18 protein-coding genes and 1 pseudogene are annotated in these 16,742 nt (G+C 68.8%); 13 read left to right on the top strand and 6 right to left on the bottom strand.

What is annotated here, in order from left to right:
* The 12 genes and pseudogenes from FZN60_RS27375 to bmt all read left to right on the top strand — a co-directional run.
* Nucleotides 1–365: pseudogene (locus tag FZN60_RS27375) on the top strand (hypothetical protein); the annotation flags it as partial.
* A 172-nt stretch (nt 366–537) separates the two neighbouring features.
* Entirely contained in the window at nt 538–1,050 is a 513-nt protein-coding gene (locus FZN60_RS27370; protein WP_246727270.1) for a GNAT family N-acetyltransferase, read from the top strand.
* Between the two features lie 29 nt (nt 1,051–1,079).
* A complete protein-coding gene (locus tag FZN60_RS27365) occupies nt 1,080–1,439 on the top strand; it encodes a rhodanese-like domain-containing protein (RefSeq protein WP_158877393.1) in 360 nt (119 codons plus the stop codon).
* Nucleotides 1,436–1,876 (top strand): GNAT family N-acetyltransferase, encoded by a 441-nt coding sequence (locus FZN60_RS27360; protein WP_158877380.1) that lies wholly within the window; start codon nt 1,436–1,438, stop codon nt 1,874–1,876. The genes FZN60_RS27365 and FZN60_RS27360 overlap by 4 nt, the downstream gene beginning before the upstream one ends.
* Before the next feature lie 321 nt (nt 1,877–2,197).
* A complete protein-coding gene (locus FZN60_RS27355) occupies nt 2,198–2,488 on the top strand; it encodes an acyl carrier protein (RefSeq protein ID WP_158877378.1) in 291 nt (96 codons plus the stop codon).
* Nucleotides 2,489–2,537: 49 nt separating this feature from the next.
* A complete protein-coding gene (locus FZN60_RS27350) occupies nt 2,538–3,704 on the top strand; it encodes a beta-ketoacyl-ACP synthase (protein ID WP_158877376.1) in 1,167 nt (388 codons plus the stop codon).
* Nucleotides 3,701–4,990: a beta-ketoacyl-ACP synthase gene (locus tag FZN60_RS27345; RefSeq protein ID WP_158877374.1), complete on the top strand. Its 1,290-nt coding sequence runs from the start codon at nt 3,701–3,703 to the stop codon at nt 4,988–4,990. Before FZN60_RS27350 ends, FZN60_RS27345 begins: the two co-directional genes overlap by 4 nt.
* A gap of 23 nt (nt 4,991–5,013) precedes the next feature.
* On the top strand, nt 5,014–6,072 hold the full coding sequence (locus tag FZN60_RS27340) for a zinc-binding dehydrogenase (protein WP_158877372.1): 1,059 nt from the start codon (nt 5,014–5,016) through the stop codon (nt 6,070–6,072).
* Nucleotides 6,069–6,989 carry a lipid A biosynthesis lauroyl acyltransferase gene (locus tag FZN60_RS27335; protein ID WP_158877370.1) on the top strand — a complete coding sequence of 307 codons (921 nt, stop codon included), beginning with the start codon at nt 6,069–6,071 and terminating at the stop codon, nt 6,987–6,989. The genes FZN60_RS27340 and FZN60_RS27335 overlap by 4 nt, the downstream gene beginning before the upstream one ends.
* 103 nt (nt 6,990–7,092) lie before the next feature.
* Entirely contained in the window at nt 7,093–9,114 is a 2,022-nt protein-coding gene (locus FZN60_RS27330; RefSeq protein WP_246727268.1) for a putative bifunctional diguanylate cyclase/phosphodiesterase, read from the top strand.
* 343 nt (nt 9,115–9,457) lie between these two features.
* The gene (locus tag FZN60_RS27325) at nt 9,458–9,796 is read left to right on the top strand and encodes a response regulator (RefSeq protein ID WP_158877368.1); all 339 of its coding nucleotides are present in this window, start codon (nt 9,458–9,460) and stop codon (nt 9,794–9,796) included.
* 268 nt (nt 9,797–10,064) lie between these two features.
* Nucleotides 10,065–11,090, top strand: a complete 1,026-nt coding sequence (gene bmt, locus FZN60_RS27320) for a betaine--homocysteine S-methyltransferase (RefSeq protein ID WP_158877366.1) — start codon at nt 10,065–10,067, stop codon at nt 11,088–11,090.
* Here the strand turns inward: bmt and FZN60_RS27315 are convergent.
* The 5 genes from FZN60_RS27315 to FZN60_RS27295 form a co-directional block, all read right to left on the bottom strand.
* Nucleotides 11,087–11,635 (bottom strand): hypothetical protein, encoded by a 549-nt coding sequence (locus FZN60_RS27315; protein WP_158877364.1) that lies wholly within the window; start codon nt 11,633–11,635, stop codon nt 11,087–11,089. The genes bmt and FZN60_RS27315 overlap by 4 nt on opposite strands.
* Nucleotides 11,632–12,570, bottom strand: a complete 939-nt coding sequence (locus tag FZN60_RS27310) for a phosphatidate cytidylyltransferase (RefSeq protein ID WP_158877362.1) — start codon at nt 12,568–12,570, stop codon at nt 11,632–11,634. Before FZN60_RS27310 ends, FZN60_RS27315 begins: the two co-directional genes overlap by 4 nt.
* 9 nt (nt 12,571–12,579) lie before the next feature.
* Nucleotides 12,580–13,188: a lysophospholipid acyltransferase family protein gene (locus FZN60_RS27305; RefSeq protein WP_158877388.1), complete on the bottom strand. Its 609-nt coding sequence runs from the start codon at nt 13,186–13,188 to the stop codon at nt 12,580–12,582.
* Between the two features lie 8 nt (nt 13,189–13,196).
* Nucleotides 13,197–13,829: a CDP-alcohol phosphatidyltransferase family protein gene (locus FZN60_RS27300; protein ID WP_246727262.1), complete on the bottom strand. Its 633-nt coding sequence runs from the start codon at nt 13,827–13,829 to the stop codon at nt 13,197–13,199.
* A gap of 95 nt (nt 13,830–13,924) precedes the next feature.
* The gene (locus FZN60_RS27295) at nt 13,925–15,478 is read right to left on the bottom strand and encodes a trimethylamine methyltransferase family protein (RefSeq protein WP_158877384.1); all 1,554 of its coding nucleotides are present in this window, start codon (nt 15,476–15,478) and stop codon (nt 13,925–13,927) included.
* Nucleotides 15,479–15,806: 328 nt separating this feature from the next.
* On the opposite strand from FZN60_RS27295, the gene FZN60_RS27290 reads away from it, so the two are divergent.
* Nucleotides 15,807–16,505: a corrinoid protein gene (locus FZN60_RS27290; protein WP_158877361.1), complete on the top strand. Its 699-nt coding sequence runs from the start codon at nt 15,807–15,809 to the stop codon at nt 16,503–16,505.
* Nucleotides 16,506–16,578: 73 nt separating this feature from the next.
* On the opposite strand, the gene FZN60_RS28730 is transcribed toward FZN60_RS27290, so the two are convergent.
* Nucleotides 16,579–16,725 carry an entericidin domain-containing protein gene (locus tag FZN60_RS28730; protein ID WP_199266668.1) on the bottom strand — a complete coding sequence of 49 codons (147 nt, stop codon included), beginning with the start codon at nt 16,723–16,725 and terminating at the stop codon, nt 16,579–16,581.
* Between the last annotated feature and the right edge of the window lie 17 nt (nt 16,726–16,742).

Here is a 16,742-nt window from a genome sequence, read left to right as displayed (position 1 = left end):
CCGGCAAGAAGCCCAAGGTCAAGCATGACAAGCATGGCAAGAAGCACAAGGACCTTACCGACCCGACGCCCGTGAACTGCCTGCCGCGCCCGGCCGACGTGCCCAAGCCCAAGGACGCGCCGAAAGCCGCCACCGTCGCCGCCGCCATGGACGGCATGACGAGCCGCGCCTGCGACGCGGCCAAGGAGAAGGGCGTCGAGCTCTTCACCATCCGCCTGGAGGTCGACACGGCCACGAGCTCGGCGCTGTTGAAGGGCTGCGCCAGCGACGGGTCCCACTACTACGACGTCTCCGACGCGGCCCAGCTCCAGGCGATCTTCGACGACATCGCCAACCGCATCAAGACGCTGAGAATCTCGTCCTGAGGATGCGCCAAGTAGGCCGGCGGATGTCGGTCGCAAACGCCCCCTTCCACGCGTTCAACGGCTTGCTCCGCTTTCCTGAAAGCTGCCCTTTGCGATGACCGCACGGTTGGTTGATAGGTAGGCATCAACTCACAGGGTCATCGTCAGATACAAGCGTTTGGGAAGCATAACTGTGAAGACGATAATCCGGGATGCTACGGCATCCGACGCGTCCAGCTTGGCGGCCTTGTCGATCGAGGTCTGGCTCGGAACCTACATCCGTGAGGGCGTCAACGGTTTCTTCGCCGACCATGCGCTCCGCGAGTTCACGGCCGATCGCTTTCGCAGTCGCCTCCAAGACCAGCAGCGCACCATTTTCGTTTCGCAGAACGCTGTCGGGATCGACGGCATGATCGAGCTGATCGCGGGCGCGTCTGCACCCGTGGCCGGTTGTCCAAACGTCGAGATTGCGACCCTCTATGTTCAACCGCGCCACCAGGGAGGGGGCAAAGGCGTCGCCCTTCTTCAAGCAGGTCTGGCGCACGCCCGGTCCAGCGGACATGCCGGCGTCTGGCTCGCCGTGAACGCGGAAAACCAAGCGGCCATTGCCTTTTACGAGCGTCAGTCCTTCCAGAACGCAGGAGAAACGCACTACGAGATCGAGGACCAGCGCTACCTGAACTACGTCATGCGCCGAGACCTTTAACTCACTCCGTCCCTCACCAACCTCTAACGATCCGAGGTGATCGCAGTGGCCAATGTCGTGAGCCAACTGCTGGTCGCCTGCGTTACCTACCTTCTGGCTACGGCATACCCGGGACCCAGCAACTCCGCGCTGGCGATCCGGCCCTGTTCGCCGGTGGCCATGTTCCCGACGCGATCAACCTGCCCCACGGCAAAATCGTCCGCTCCAAGCTCGAGCGCTGGGGAGCGGAAACGCTCTTCGTGATCTACTGCACCGGCCCCCACTGCAACGGCGCGGCGCGCGGCGCCCTTCGTCTCGCCGAACTCGGCCGCCCGGTGAAGATCAAGGCCGGCGGCATCACGGGTTGGCTCGACGAGGGCTTCGAACTGACGAGGAACGGAACCGAGTGACCCCCACGATCCGCCAGCCGACGCCCGGCGACGTTCCTCGCCTCCACGCCCTGATCCGGGACCACGCGGCGTTCGAAAGGAGCACCGCGTCTCTCACGGCCGAGGCGCTCGAAGCCCTCCTCCGCGAGACGGCGATCCGCTTCCTCGTCGCCGAGGGCGACGGCGAGCTCCAGGGCTACGCGGCCGTCACCTTCGACTGGTCCGTCTGGAGGGCACGGCGCTACGCCCATCTCGATTGCCTGTTCGTCGCCGAGATCCACCGCGGAAGGGGAATCGGGAGATGGCTTCTTTCAAGAGCGCGAGAGCTCGCCTCTTCTGAGGGCGTCGATCGCATGGAGTGGCAGACGCCGGCCTGGAACGAGGATGCCTGCCGCTTCTATGTTCGCGAGGGCGCCTCCTGCGAATCGAAGGCGCGGTTCAGCCTGGCCCTGCCGTGAAGGGCATCCTCGATCCGGCCGGAATGGCTCCGTTCCTTACCCGGGGGACGCGTCGTCGCCGGCTCGATCGGCCATCAGCGCGTTGCGTGCGGGAGCGTTTCTCAGCGGCTCGGTGGCCGCCGGTCTTTCTGGCGCCTTGAAGTCTGCGCAGGAACGCGTCATCACCGCGCGAGCACCGCATGGCCGGCTCGCTTAGGGGTTCGCATCGGCAACACCGCACGCCTCATTCCGGCCGGGACGAGGCGTTGCTTTGCATTTGCGTTTGGAACCCCTATAGCATCGCGCCGACACGCACCGCCCGCACTCGCAGGGGAAAATTCATTGTCTTCCACGTCCTCCACGTTCGACAAGGTCGCCGACATCATCGCTGAAACGAGCGAGATCGACCGCGGCCAGATCACGCCCGAGAGCCACGTGATCGACGATCTCGGCATCGATTCGCTCGACTTCCTCGACATCGTCTTCGCCATCGACAAGGAATTCGGCATCAAGATCCCGCTCGAGAAGTGGACGCAGCGCGTCAACGAGGGCGAGGCCGATACCGAGGAATATTTCGTCCTCAAGAACCTCTGCGCCAAGATCGACGACCTGCGCGCCGGCAAGCCGGTCTGAGGCGGCGCCCTCCGGCGCCTGTTCTTCAACGAACTCGGGAATGCGGATCATGGTCGCTCCCAAGCGCGACGTCCTGGTGACCGGCATCGGCCTCCTGTCCTCGCTCGGCGAGGGGGTCGAAGCGCATCGCGAGGCGCTGGCATCCGCCGGCGCCCCTCGCCTCGACGGGTCGAGCTTCGCTCCCTACACGGTGCATCCGCTGGTCGCGGTCGACTGGTCGGCGCAGATCCCCAAGAAGGGCGATCAGCGCCAGATGGAGACCTGGCAGAAGATCGGCGTCTATGCCGCCGGTCTCGCCCTCGCCGATGCCGCGGTTCCCGCCGACGAGGCGACCCGCGCGGGCGTCGACATGATCGTCGCGGCGGGCGGCGGCGAGCGCGACACCACCGTCGACGCGCTGGTGCTCGCCCGCGCCCGCGAGGCGGGCGACAACGGCGCGCGGATGAACGCGACGCTGTCGAGCGAGCTGCGCCCGACGCTGTTCCTTGCCCAGCTCTCCAACCTCCTCGCCGGCAACATTTCCATCGTCCACAAGGTCACCGGCTCGTCCCGCACCTTCATGGGCGAGGAAGGCGCGGGCATCAGCGCCCTCGCCGTCGCGCAGGCGCGCATCGCCGCCGGCCAGAGCGACATCTGCCTCGTCGGCAGCGCCTACAATGCCGAGCGCAAGGACCTCCTCCTCAATTACGAGATCGCCGGCATGCTGCGCTCCGGCCCCTTCGCGCCGGTCTTCGAGCGCATCGCGGACGGCGGCGAGCCGGGCCTCGTTACGGGCTCCGTCGGCGCCTTCCTCGTTCTCGAACCGGCCGAGCACGCCGAGGCGCGCGGCGCCAGGGCCTATGCGCGCCTCACCCGCGTCGAAGGCGATCGCGGACGGCGCGACGCGGCCGCGCTGGAAAAGCGCCTGTCGCGCCTCGTCGAAGCGGCGGGCGGCCTCGACGCCGACCTCGTCGTCAGCGGCGCCACCGGCCTTGCCGACGCGACGCGCGTCGAGCGCGATGTTCTCGCGGCCAAGGCGCCGAAGGCCGAGCTGCGCGCGGCGGGCGAGCGTCTCGGCCATTCCTTCGAAACGCAGTTCATCGCGGCGACGGCGCTCGCGGCCCTCGACCTGGCGGGCGGCGGACATGCCCGCGCGCTCGTCACGACGGTCGGCCATTCGGACGCGGAGGGCGTCGCCGCCCTCGAAGCCGTGAGCAACGGGGAGGCGGCACGATGAGCCAGGCATCCGATCTCGACTTCGCCGGCCGCCCGCTCGTCGCCGTCACCGGCGTCGGCGTCGTGTCCTCCCTCGGCCAGGGGGTCGAAGCCAACTGGGACGCGCTGACCGCCGGGCGCTCGGGCATCCACCGCATCAACCGCTTCGCAACGGACGAGCTGCGCACCACCATCGCCGGCACGGTCGACTTCATCGACGTCGGTCCGCACGTCTCGACGAACCTGTCCTTCGCCATGGCGGAAGCCGCGGCGACGGAGGCGATCGGCATGGCGGGGCTGCCCCGCGACGATTTCGCCGGCCCGCTCTTTCTCGCCGCTCCGCCGGTCGAGCTGGAATGGACGTCGCGCTTCGAGCTCGACAAGCTGCCGGGCGACGCGCGCGAAGAGGCCGGCTACGACCGCCTCATCGAGCTCGCCCGCCAGAACCGCTCGGACGAGGTCTACGAGATCACCCGCTTCTCGCGCATCGCCGAGAAGCTCTCCGACCGGCTCGGCACCCGCGGCCTGCCGGTGACGCTCTCGACCGCCTGCGCCTCGGGCGCCAGCGCCATCCAGCTCGGACTGGAGGCGATCCGCCGCGGCGACGCCGAGCGCGCGCTGGTGATGGGCACCGACGGCTCGGTGACGGCCGAGGCCCTGATCCGCTTCTCGCTGCTCTCGGCCCTGTCGACCCAGAACGAGGTGCCGGAAAAGGCCTCCAAGCCCTTCTCCAAGGACCGCGACGGCTTCGTCATGGCGGAAGGGTCCGGCGCCCTCGTTCTCGAATCGCTGGCCTCGGCCCGCGCCCGCGGCGCGACGGTCCTCGCGATCGTCGCGGGCGTCGGCGAGAAGGCCGACGACTTCCACCGCACCCGCTCCAAGCCCGACGGCTCGCCGATCATCGCGACGATCCGCGCCGGCCTCGCCGACGCCGGCCTGTCGCCGCAGGACATCGGCTACATCAACGCTCACGGCACCTCGACGCCCGAGAACGACAAGATGGAGGCGCAGGGCCTCGCCGCCGTCTTCGGCGAGGCGCTGGCACGCGTGCCGATCTCGTCCAACAAGTCGATGATCGGCCACACGCTGACGGCCGCCGGCGCGATCGAGGCGGTGTTCTCCGTCCTGACGATCCAGCGCGGCGTCCTGCCGCCGACGATCAACTACAACAATCCCGATCCCGCCATCCCGCTCGACACCGTGCCGAACACCGCCCGCAAGGCGGAGGTCAACGCGGTGCTCTCGAACTCCTTCGGCTTCGGCGGGCAGAACGTGAGCCTGGTGATCGGGCGCGACCCGCGCGCCTGAACCCTTCGGAACGAATCTCCCGCATGCGCGCACTTCAACTCCTCGGCGATCGCGACCTTCGCGAGACCGACATCCCGCCGCCCCCGCCCCCCGGTCCGGGCGAGGTCCAGGTCGCGATCTCGGCCGTCGCGCTCAACCACATCGACGTCTGGGGCTGGCGCGGCATGGCCTTCGCCAAGCGCAAGCTGCCGCTCGTCGTGGGCGCCGAGGCCTCGGGCGTCGTCGCGGAGATCGGCCCCGGCACGGCGGGGCTCCTGCCCGGCCAGCTCGTCTCGATCTACGGCGCGCGCACCTGCGGGCTGTGCGAGAACTGCCGATCCAGCCGCGACAATCTCTGCGAGCACGTCTCGGGCGTCCACGGCTTCCACCTCGACGGCTTCGCGCAGGAGCGCGTCAACCTGCCCGCCCGCCTCCTCGTCCCCGCCCCTCCCGGCTGCGACGCGATCGGGGCGGCGCTCGCGCCCGTCACCTTCGGCACGGTCGAGCACATGCTGTTCGACAATGCCAAGCTCCAGCCCGGCGAGACGATCCTCGTCCATGCCGGCGGCTCCGGCATCGGCACGGCGGCGATCCAGCTCGCCAAGCGCCACGGCGCGACCGTCATCACCACCGTCGGCTCGGACGCCAAGATCGAGCCTGCCCGGGCGCTCGGCGCCGACCACGTCATCAACTACCGCTCCGACCGCTTCGAGGGGGCCGTTCGCAAGCTGACGAAGAAGAAGGGCGTCGACGTCGTCTTCGAGCATGTCGGCAAGGACACCTTCGCCGGCTCCATGCTCTGCCTCAAGCGCGGCGGGCGGCTCGTCACCTGCGGATCGACGTCGGGCGTCTCGACCGACGTCAACCTGATGATGCTGTTCCAGCAGCAGCTGCGCCTCATCGGCTCCTTCGGCTGCCGCATGGACAACATGCGCGACGCCATGGCCAAGATGGCCAAGGGCCTGGCCAAGCCGGTCATCGACACCCGCATCGGCTTCTCCGACATCGACGTCGCGCTGAAGCGCATGGAAGGCCGCGACGTCTTCGGCAAGATCGTCCTCGTTCTCGACGAGGCCGGCGGGGCGGCGTCCCAGGCCGCATGAAGCCGGGTTCCGCGAAGGCATGGCTGCGCGCCAAGCGGGCGCGGGACTGGCTCGTGGCAAAGACGGCCTTCGCCGTCATGGGCGCCCTGCGCTGGCTTCCCGCCGACGCCGCGCTGAGCTTCGCCGATCGTGCCGGTCAGCTGCTCGGCCCCCTCGCCGCCTCGCGTCATCGAATCGCGCTCGACAACCTGCGCAAGGCCTTCCCCGAGAAGGACGAAGCCTGGATCGCCGCGACGGCGAAGCGCAACTGGGGCCAGATGGGCCGCGTCGCCGCGGAATACGTCTTCCTCGACGACCTCTTCGACTACGATCTCGCGCGGCCGAACGCCGGCCGGATCGAGGTCGCCGGCGCCGAGATCTTCGAGCAGCTGCGCACGAGCGGCCGGCCCGCGATCCTGTTCACGGCCCATCTCGGCTGCTTCGAGCTCCTGCCCGTGGCGGCCGCCGCCTACGGCCTCGAAGTCACGGCCATGTTCCGGCCGCCGAACAACCGCTACATCGCGCAGCGCGTCCTGTCCGCCCGCCGCACCAAGGGCGGCCACCTCGTGCCGTCCAAGGCCGGGGCGACCTGGGCGCTCGCGACGAAGCTCGGGGAGAACGGCAAGATCGGCGTCCTCGTCGACCAGAAGTTCAAGCGCGGCGCGCAGACGACCTTCTTCGGTCGTGCGTGCCGCACGAACCCGCTGCTCCCGAAGCTGGCCCGGCAGTTCGACGCGGATGTTTATCCCGCCCGGGCCGTCCGCCTGCCCGGCAACCGATACCGCCTTGAATTGCAACCGCGCGTCGATCTTCCGCGCTCAGAGGATGGTTCGGTCGACGTCGCCGGGAGCTGTCAGCGCCTCAACGACATCGTCGAGGCCTGGGTGCGCGAACATCCCTCCCAGTGGATGTGGTTCCACCGCAGGTGGAGCAAGTAAGGCGAAGACGCGGCCGCGTTCGGTACTTTTTCGCGGGTTTATAATCAAGGATTCTTTACGCACTCGGCCTAGGGTCGGACTGCGCAAGGACCCTGCCGTCTCGATGATCATCGCTTTCGCAAAACGCTACTGGATCACCACGCTTGGCGGCGCCGTGGTGTCGGGCCTCATCGCCCTCGGTGCGTTTTCGGTCGGGACGCAGACCGTCGAGGACCTCGTCGGCACGACGCTGCGCCAGAAGGGCGCGCGCTTCGCCACCTTCCTCACCGAGGATCCCTCGCGCCTGAACGCCTTTCTCACCGGCCTCGCGCGCGATCCCGACGCCGAGCAGCGGGTGCGGGCCATCGCCGGCCTTTCGGACATCGACACCTTCGTGATCTTCGACGATCAGGGCAACGAGACCTATCGTTCGCGTTCCGAGCGCTACAAGTGGCTGCTGCGCGACCGGCCCGGCGGCATGACGGCGGGCGACAAGCTGGCCGTCGACGTTCTCAAGGCCAAGGCGGACCAGCAGGTCGTCGACTTTTCCTCCGGCAGCGAGCCGAGCGTGATCACCCCGCTCCGCCTGGAAGGCCGGACGGTCGGCTACGCCTCGGTCGGCGTCGACACGAGCGCCCAGCACGCGGCCTTCGGTCACGTGATGACGGGCGCGATCCGCGACCTCCTCGTGCTCGTCTTCATCGTCGCCGGCGTCCCGTCCGTCTTCTACCTGCGCCGCAAGCGCCGGATGGAGGAAGCCGACGAGCGCATCCACTTCCTCGCCAACCACGACGTCCTGACGACGCTCTTCAACCGTGCCCGCATGCAGGCGGAAACGGACCGGCTGCTGGCGACGGCGCGGGCGACCCGCGAGCAGATGGCCTACGTCTATCTCGACATCGACGGGTTCTCCGAAATCAACGACGAGGTGGGCCAGTCGCGCGGCGACGAACTGCTGCGCATCGTCGCCCAGCGTTTGTCGAGCGTCCTCGACCGCAACGACCTCCTCGGCCGCATGGGCGCCGACGACTTCGTGTTCCTGCGCCGTCGCGTCCAGGGTCCGATCGGCATCGCCGATCTCGCGCGGCGCGTCGCGCGCGCCGTCGCGGAGCCGGTCGAGCTCGGCGACCGGACGATCCAGCTGCAGATCTCGATGGGCGTCGCCCGCATGCCCGCGGACGGGCGCAGCCATGCGGAGCTGCAGAGCCACGCCGAGATGGCGCTGCTCCACCACAAGGCCAACAAGCTGGGCGACTTCTCGCTCTACGACCCGTCCATGAACGAGGACGTCGCGCGCCGCCGCCAGATCGAGGCGCAGGTCCGCCTCGCCTGCGAGACCAACAGCTTCGAGCTCTTCTATCAGCCGATCGTCGGCGGACCCGACCTCGAGCTGCGCGGATTCGAGGCCCTGCTGCGCATGCCGAACGGTTCGGGCGGCCACATCTCGCCGGCCGTCTTCGTTCCCATCGCGGAAGCGCGCGGCTACATCCAGTCCATCGGCACCTGGGTGATCCAGGAGGCCTGCCGCCAGATCGCGGCCTGGCCGGAGCACCTCTACGTCTCCGTCAACCTGTCCACCGTCCAGTTCCGCGGCGACGACCTCGTGGACGTCGTGAAGGGCGCCATGGAGGCCGCCGGCATCACGGGCGAGCGGCTCGAAGTCGAGATCGTCGAATCGCTCGTTCTCGATCGGTCCGACGCGGTGCTGCGCCAGCTCGAGCAGTTGAAGGAGCTCGGCGTGTCGATCGCGATGGACGATTTCGGCACGGGCTATTCCTCGCTCAGCTACCTCTGGCGCTTCGGCTTCGACAAGCTGAAGATCGACCAGTCCTTCATGAAGGCCTTCGCGGCGGGCGAGCCCAACGTGTCGCAGATCATCGAGACGATCATCACCATGGCCCACCAGATGGGCATGTCGGTCACGACGGAGGGCGTCGAGACCGAGGAGCAGGTCGCGCTCCTGCGCCGCCTGGGCTCCGATTACATCCAGGGCTTTTACTACGGGCGCCCGGTGGCGGCGACCGAGGCCGCCGCCGAGTGGATCAGCCGGCATCCCGCCCGCCGCCTCGCCGCTCCCCAAACGGCTGCGTGCCCGGCCGGACCAGAGCTGGACGCGGACTGGCAGACGGGCGCCGCCCGCGCATAGCGCGTGGCTCGATCACGTCCAGCCGAGATTGCATCGCGATCGGGTGAGATCGCGTCGAACGAACGGCGAACATCAAGCTTCAGCCAAGTTCCTGCAGAGTTTTTTCGCGCGAAACGACTGCACCAACATGCGTGGCTGGCTCTCCGACCGGCCCATGAAGCTTGCCGACAAAGAGAACGATCTTAACAATACATGAAGCGGACGATCTTCTTCGATCTCTCGCAGGTTATTCCGATCAATGTGGTTAATGCCAAGTTGATGCGGATGATTTACATCGAATCACGAGAATCAGCCGGAACGAAACCCTGGCCCCTCCATTATATGGCTGATGCAAGGGGCGGACATGAAGATTCTCATCCTCGAAGACGAGCCGATCATCGCGATCGACCTGGAAGACATCGTTGCGTCGCGCCTCGATGCCGACATCGTCATCGCCTCGACCCTGCGCGAGGCGGTCAAGGAAGTGGCGCGCGGCGTGGACTTCGCGCTTCTCGACGTGCGTCTGGGCGAAGGACGCCAGACCTGCCTTCCGGTCGCGCGCATGCTCCTCGAGCAGGGCGTGCCGTTCTGCTTCGTGTCGAGCTTCGCGGCCAACATCCCGGGCGCCTTCATGGGCGTGCCGCGCATTCAGAAGCCGTTTCGCGAGGACCAGATCGGGCAGGTCCTGCCGTCGGCCGCCTGACGGCCTCGACGCAGCGCCCGAACGACGATCGCCGCGCCATGTCCTGGCGCGGCGATCGTCGTTCGGGCACTGAGCGGGGCGATCGCCTCCGGGACGCGAGACCTGATCCGGAGGGTCGATCGGGGCCGCTCGGGCCACGCGCTTGTTCTAGCGAAGGGGTGTTACCACCCTCCTAACGGGGTCCGGCCCTGTGTCCGCCCCGTGATTGATCTCGCGCGCGAGCTTATATAAGGATTCCCTTATCTCATCTCCCGCACAGGATCCGACGATGACCGACGCGCTCAGCCGACTGCTCGCGGAAAAGGGCGTGCTTCTCGCCGACGGCGCCACGGGCACCAACCTCTTCGAGATGGGGCTCCATTCGGGCGAGGCGCCGGAAATGTGGCTCGAGACCCATCCCGAGCGCATCGAGAGCCTGCACCAGTCCTTCGTGGACGCGGGCGCCGACATCATCCTGAGCTGCTCCTTCGGCGCCAACCGCCACCGCTTGAAGCTGCACCAGGCCGAGGATCGGACCCACGATCTCAACCGCATCGCGGCCGAGATCGCCCGCAAGGTCGCGGACGGCGCCGGCCGGCCGGTGATCGTCGCCGGCTCGGTCGGCCCGACGGGCGAGATCCTGGAGCCGATCGGCGCCCTGTCCTACGCCGAGGCCGTCGAGGCCTTCCGCGAGCAGATCGAGGGCCTGAAGGCGGGCGGCGCGGACGTCGCCTGGATCGAGACCATGTCGGCCGCCGACGAGGTGCGCGCGGCCGTGGAGGCCGCGGTCGCCTGCGACATGCCCTACGTCTTCACCGGCTCCTTCGACAGCGCCGGCCGCACGATGATGGGCATCCACCCGCGCGACTTCTGGAAGTCGGCCGAAGGCATCCAGCCCGCCCCGATCGCCATCGGCGCCAATTGCGGCGTCGGCGCCTCCGACATGTTGGCGACGGGCCTGGAGCTGGAGACCGGCAATCCCGACACCGCGATCGTCCTCAAGGCCAATTGCGGCATCCCGCGCTTCGTCGACGGGCAGACGGTCTATTCCGGCACGGCCGAGCAGATGGCGGACTACACCCGCCTCGCGATCGATGCCGGCGCGCGCATCATCGGCGGCTGCTGCGGCACGGCGCCCGGCCACCTCGCCGCCATGCGCCACGCGCTCGACACGCATCACAAGCGCCAGCGCCCGACGATCGAGACCATCGTCGAGACGGTCGGACCGCTCGTCAACAAGCAGGCCTTCGAGTCCGGTTCTGACGGCCAGGGCAGCCGCGGCCGCCGCTCGCGCCGCGGCTCGGCCGAGGCTTAAGCGGCCATCACGCTGAAGTACCAGGCGTAGAAGCCGAGCCAGAAGGCCGCGAGGAGCGCCAGCGCGGCGCCCTCGCCGAGCCGCGGCACGAGGAGCCGCCGGGCGCCGGCGGCGAGAAGCGTCGCGCCGACGAAGCGCGGCAGGCGGATCAGCGGCGTCGCGAGAAGCAGCGCCAGCACCCCCTCGCCGCCCGCTCCCGCCGCGTAGGCGTAGAGCTTGTAGGGCACGCCCGACAGCGAGCCGAGAAAAGCCGCGAGGACGCCCTCCTGCGCGAAGCGCCGCCCCGCCTCCTCCACGAGCTGCGGCCCGATCCCCGGCAGCGCCAGAATGGTGGATCGCACCGCCTCCGGCGCGACCTGCGCCGCAACCATCATCGTCGCGCCGCCGAGCGTCGCGCCGAGCGCGGCGGCGAGGCAGGCGACCAGCACCGGCCGCAGGCCGAAGCGCATCGCGGCGAAGCTCAGAAGCACGTCCGGCACCAGAAAGAACAGCGTCGCCTCGGCGAAGCCCCAGAGCGCCGCGAGGCCGACGAGCCGGCGTCTCACGTGGCGAAGAAGTAGTTCGTCAGGTGGAAGAACAGGGGCGCCGCGAAGGTGACGGAGTCCATCCGGTCGAGCGCGCCGCCGTGCCCCTCGATCATCGTGCCCCAGTCCTTGGCGCCGAGCGAGCGCTTGATGGCCGACAGCACCAGCCCGCCGCAGAAGCCGGCGAGCACGATCACGAAGGCCATCGCCGCCGCCTCGACCGGCGTGAAGGGCGTGATCCAGAACAGCGCCGCGCCGATGCCCATGGCCGAGAGCCCTCCGCCGATCAGCCCTTCCCAGGTCTTGGACGGGCTGACGCGCGGCGCCACCTTCCGCCGCCCGAAGAGCTTGCCGAAGACATATTGCAGGACGTCGGAGAGCTGCACGGTGGCGATCAGGAAGAACAGCCAGAGGAAGTTGTCGCCCTCGTGCCCCGGCACGTCGAGGAGAAGCAGCGCCGGCGCGTGGCTGATGCAGTAGACCGTCAGCATCAGGCCCCACTGGATCTTGGCCGTGCGCTGGAGGAAGTCCTGCGTCTCGCCCGACAAGACTGCGAGGACCGGCAGCAGCAGAAAGGCGTAGACGGGGATGGCGATGGTGAAGACCGAGAGCCAGTCGGCCCAGATCAGCCAGTATTGCAGCGGGATGAAGAGATAGAACGCCGCCGCCACGGCCCGGTGGTCGGCCGGCCGCGTCGGGGTCAGCGTGATGAACTCGCGCAGGCAGTAGAAGGAGGTCAGCGCGAAGAGGACGAGCGTCACCCCTTTGCCGAGGAGGAAGGCGACCGCGAAGATCGCGACCATCAGCCACCAGGCGCGCACCCGCGCGTTGAGGTTGGCGACGGTGGCGCGCGCCTCCGCGGTGGCGTCCCGCCGCGATAGGGCGTAGCCGACCACCGAGGCGGTCGCGAGAATGGCGATCAGGCCGCCGAAAAGGACGAGGATGCGGGTGTCCATGGCGGCGCCTCAGCCCTGCGGAACCGGTTTGGAGAGGGCGATCACGGCGCTCCTCGCTCGTTCAAGAAAGGCCTCGCGCTCCTCCTCCGGTCCGATCCGCAGCGGCTCGCCGAAGCGCACGGAGCAGGAGATCGGGGCCGGCAGCCATGCGCCCTTCGGGAAGGCGCGGGAGAGATTGTCGAGGTAGACCGGCACGAGCTCGGCTTCGGGAAAGGTGCGGCCGAGGTTGAAGAGCCCGGACTTGAACGGTCCCGGCAACGGTTCGGTGCCGCGCGTCCCCTCGGGGAAGATCACGATCGATTCGCCGCGCGCGAGCACGGCGCGCACCGGCTCCAGCGGATCGGCGCTTCCCTTCTTCCGGTCGATCAGGACGCAGTTGAGGATCTCGCGGGCGACGAAGCGGCGCGAGGGCGTCGCGCCCCAGTAATCGGCCGCCGCGACGGGATGGGTCGTGCGGCGCAGCTCGCCGGGCAGCGCCGCCCAGAGCAGGATCGTGTCGAGGTGGCTGCCGTGATTGGCGAAGTAGATGCGCTGGACGTGGCTCGGCTGCGTGCCGACCCAGCGGGCGTGTCCACCGACGAGAAAGCGCGTCGCCCCGATCAGCAGGCGTCGCAGCAGCGCCGCCATCATCGCGCGCGCTCCTTCAGGAGACGGCCCTGGCGCGACAGGCGGCGCGCGATCGTCGCCAGCGTGCCGAGAACCACCGCCCAGACGACGATCAGGGCAGCCCAGCGCCCGCCCGAGATCAGCGCCTCGGCGAAGGCGAGGACGCAGCCGATCGTCAGCGCCGCCATGCGGTGCGGCTTGGCCATCGGGCCGGAGAAGTCCTGGGGGAAGCCGAGCGTGCCGCCGAGCAGCCGCACATAGGCCGCGCAGACGGCGAGCACGGCCGCGAACCAGCCGAGGCCCGGCCAGCCCGCGGCGATGCCGAAGGCGACGAGAAACAGCGTGTCCTCGATCCGGTCGGGCGCCTCGTTGAACAGCGGGCCGAGCGGCCCGCCCCGTCCGCCTTCCACCGCGACCAGCCCGTCCATCATGTTGGCGAGGAGGCGGAGCTGGATGCACAGCGCGCCGACGAGAAAGAGCCAGGGATGTGCATGCGCGTAGACGAGCGCCGCGGCGCCCGCCGCGGAGATCACGACGCCCAGGATCGACACGGCGTCGGCGCTGAGCCCCGTCTTCAGCAGCAGCCGCAGCACGGCCGCCGCCCAGCCGGTATCGCGCGACTTCAGCGGCCGCCGGTTCGTTGTGTCGCCCACGCTCAGTCCCCCCGGACGTCAGCGGCATCCCCGCCGTGATTCCCGTGGCATCCTATCGAACGGAAAGCCGTCCGGCCAATGATGCCGGCGGCCGGTCAGGCGAAGGCGTCGGACTCGGATTCCTTCCGCTTGGCCACGAAGTCCGCCAGCCCCTCCGCGATGCCGGGGTCGAGCGGCGGCGCCTCGTAGGAATCCAGCCAGCGCCGGCAGATCTCGTTGGCGCGCGTTTCCGCCCGCTTGGAGCCTTCCGAGAGCCACTGCTCGTAGGAATTGTTGTCGGCGATGGTCGAGCGGTAGAAGGCGGTCTGGAAGTTGTCCTGGGTGTGCTGGCAGCCGAGGAAGTGGCTGCCGGGGCCGACCTCGCGCAGGGCCGACATGGCCTGCCCGTTCTCCGACAGGTCGACGCCCTTCATCATGGCCTGCATCATGCCGAGCTGGTCGCAGTCCATGATGAACTTCTCGTAGCAGGAGGCGAGCCCGCCTTCGAGCCAGCCGGCGGCGTGGAGCACGAAGTTCGTGCCGGCGAGAAGCGTCGAGTTCAGCGTGTTGGCGCTCTCGTAGGCGGCCTGCGCGTCCGGCACCTTGGAGGCGCAGAGCGAGCCGCCGGTGCGGAAGGGCAGGCCCGCGCGCCGGGCGAGCTGCGCCGCGCCGAAGGACACGAGCGAGGGCTCGGGCGTTCCGAAGGTCGGCGCGCCCGACTGCATCGAGATCGAGGAAGCGAAGGTGCCGAACACCACCGGCGCGCCGGGACGGCAGAGCTGGGCGAAGCTCGCGCCCGCAAGCACCTCGGCCAGAACCTGCGTCAGCGTGCCGGCCACCGTCACCGGGCTCATGGCGCCGGCCAGGATGAAGGGCGTGACGATCGTCGCCTGGTTCGCCTCGGCGTAGTTGCGCAGCGCCCCGAGCATCACGCCGTCGAAGGTCATCGGCGAGTTGGCGTTGATGAGGCTGATGCAGACCGTGTTCTGGTCGACGAAGTCGCGCCCGAACAGGATGCGGCACATCTCCACCGTGTCGGCCGCGCGCTCGGGCGCGGTCACCGAACCCATGAAGGGCTTGTCGGAGAGCATCATGTGGGCGAGCACCATGTCGAGGTGCCGCTTGTTGACGGGGATGTCGACGGGCTCGCAGACCGTGCCGCCGGAATGGTGGATCGAGGGCGCGAGATAGGCGAGCTTCACGAAGTTGCGGAAGTCCTCGATCGTCGCGTAGCGCCGGTTGCCGTCGAGGTCGCGCACGAAAGGCGGCCCGTAGACCGGCGCGAAGACGGTGGCGTTGCCGCCGATCTGGACGCTGTTGTCCGGGTTGCGGGCATGCTGCGTGAAGACGGACGGCGCGGTCTTCAGGAGCGAGCGGCAGAGCCCCTTGGGAAAGTGGACGCGCTCGCCGCGCACGTCCGCGCCCGCGTCCCGCCACTGCCGGAGCGCCTGCTCGTCGCCGCGGAACTCGATGCCGATCTCCTCCAGCACCGTGTCGGCATTGCGCTCGATGAGGGCGAGCCCCTCCTCGTCCAGCACCTCGTAGGGCGAGAGCTGGCGGCGGATATAGGTCAGCTTGGTGCCGGAGCCGGTCTGCGTGCGCGCCGCGCGGCGCGCGCCCGATCCGCCGGCCGCCCGGCCGCGCCGGGCGCCGCCGCCCGCCGCCGGCATCGCGGCCGCATCGCCTTCGCCCAGGATCTCGTCCGCCATGACCATTCTCCTCCGCCGCGCGGTTCCGCCCCTGCCGAAGCGCCGCGCCGATCGGCGCCGATCCTAGCTCGGCCGACGCGCGCCGTCGTCCCTTCTGCGAACCGCGATGACGCGCGAAGAACAGGCCGGCGGGCGGACCACCGTCCGCGGGAAGGTCGCATTCGACCTCTCAACCGTCGCAACGATGCGCGAAGCGCTCGGTCCGCCTTTGTCATACTGTCCGGCGCGATGTATGACGCGGCGTGATCCTGCGCCGCGCCTGACGGCGGCGTTTCCGGGGAGAGAAGCCATGTCGGCCGAAGAAGAGATCGTTCTCGCAGAGCTTTCCGACGAGGATCTCGTCGAGCAGATGAAGGACGACCTTTACGACGGTCTCAAGGACGAGATCGAGGAAGGCACGCGCATCCTGCTCGATCGCGGCTGGATCCCCTACGACGTCCTGACCAAGGCGCTCGTCGCCGGCATGCAGATCGTCGGCGAGGACTTCCGCGACGGCATCCTGTTCGTGCCCGAGGTGCTGCTCTCGGCCAACGCCATGAAGTCGGGCATGTCGATCCTGCGCCCGCTCCTCGCCGAGACCGGCGCGCCCAAGCAGGGCAAGATGGTCATCGGCACCGTGAAGGGCGATATCCACGACATCGGCAAGAACCTCGTCGGGATGATGATGGAAGGCGCCGGCTTCGAGATCGTCGACCTCGGCATCAACACCGACGTCGACCGCTATCTCGCGGCGATCGAGGAGCACAAGCCGGACTTCCTCGGCATGTCGGCGCTGCTGACGACCACCATGCCCTACATGAAGGTCGTCATCGACACGCTGGTCCAGAAGGGCATCCGCGACGACATCATCGTTCTCGTCGGCGGCGCGCCGCTGAACGAGGACTTCGCCCGGCAGGTCGGCGCCGACGCCTATTGCCGCGACGCGGCCGTCGCGGTCGACACCGCCCGCGAGCTGATCAAGCGCCGCCACAACCAGGGCGTCGCCTGATCGCCTGATTCCTGCACGAAAAAGCCCGCCGGGTGCGCCGGCGGGCTTTTTCGATCGCCTGAACTGACCTGGATCAGCGGGCGACGTCGGCGACGGCACCCTGGGTCGCGTCGACCGTGTTGCCAACGTCGCGGCCGACGCCGCGAACCGTGTTGGCGCAGGCGGTCAGGGCGAGCGCTCCGGCGAGAGCAACGGACAGAAGGGCGGCACGGCGGATCATGGGCGAGGCTCCTCAAC

The sequence above is a fragment of the Antarcticirhabdus aurantiaca genome, assembly GCF_009765365.1.
Classification (GTDB): Bacteria; Pseudomonadota; Alphaproteobacteria; order Rhizobiales; family Rhizobiaceae; genus Antarcticirhabdus; species Antarcticirhabdus aurantiaca.
Note: the sequence above shows the minus strand (reverse complement) of the source record. Positions and strands in the feature narration are given on the sequence as shown.

What these genes read in the sequence shown, in the direction of transcription:
- FZN60_RS27345 (WP_158877374.1), top strand. Translation starts at nt 3,701, where the DNA reads ATGAGCCAGGCATCCGATCTCGACTTCGCCGGCCGCCCGCTCGTCGCC.
- FZN60_RS27350 (WP_158877376.1), top strand. Translation starts at nt 2,538, where the DNA reads ATGGTCGCTCCCAAGCGCGACGTCCTGGTGACCGGCATCGGCCTCCTG.
- bmt (WP_158877366.1), top strand. Translation starts at nt 10,065, where the DNA reads ATGACCGACGCGCTCAGCCGACTGCTCGCGGAAAAGGGCGTGCTTCTC.
- FZN60_RS27330 (WP_246727268.1), top strand. Translation starts at nt 7,093, where the DNA reads ATGATCATCGCTTTCGCAAAACGCTACTGGATCACCACGCTTGGCGGC.
- FZN60_RS28730 (WP_199266668.1), bottom strand. Translation starts at nt 16,725, where the DNA reads ATGATCCGCCGTGCCGCCCTTCTGTCCGTTGCTCTCGCCGGAGCGCTC.
- FZN60_RS27295 (WP_158877384.1), bottom strand. Translation starts at nt 15,478, where the DNA reads ATGCCGGCGGCGGGCGGCGGCGCCCGGCGCGGCCGGGCGGCCGGCGGA.
- FZN60_RS27335 (WP_158877370.1), top strand. Translation starts at nt 6,069, where the DNA reads ATGAAGCCGGGTTCCGCGAAGGCATGGCTGCGCGCCAAGCGGGCGCGG.
- FZN60_RS27310 (WP_158877362.1), bottom strand. Translation starts at nt 12,570, where the DNA reads ATGGACACCCGCATCCTCGTCCTTTTCGGCGGCCTGATCGCCATTCTC.
- FZN60_RS27340 (WP_158877372.1), top strand. Translation starts at nt 5,014, where the DNA reads ATGCGCGCACTTCAACTCCTCGGCGATCGCGACCTTCGCGAGACCGAC.
- FZN60_RS27325 (WP_158877368.1), top strand. Translation starts at nt 9,458, where the DNA reads ATGAAGATTCTCATCCTCGAAGACGAGCCGATCATCGCGATCGACCTG.
- FZN60_RS27290 (WP_158877361.1), top strand. Translation starts at nt 15,807, where the DNA reads ATGTCGGCCGAAGAAGAGATCGTTCTCGCAGAGCTTTCCGACGAGGAT.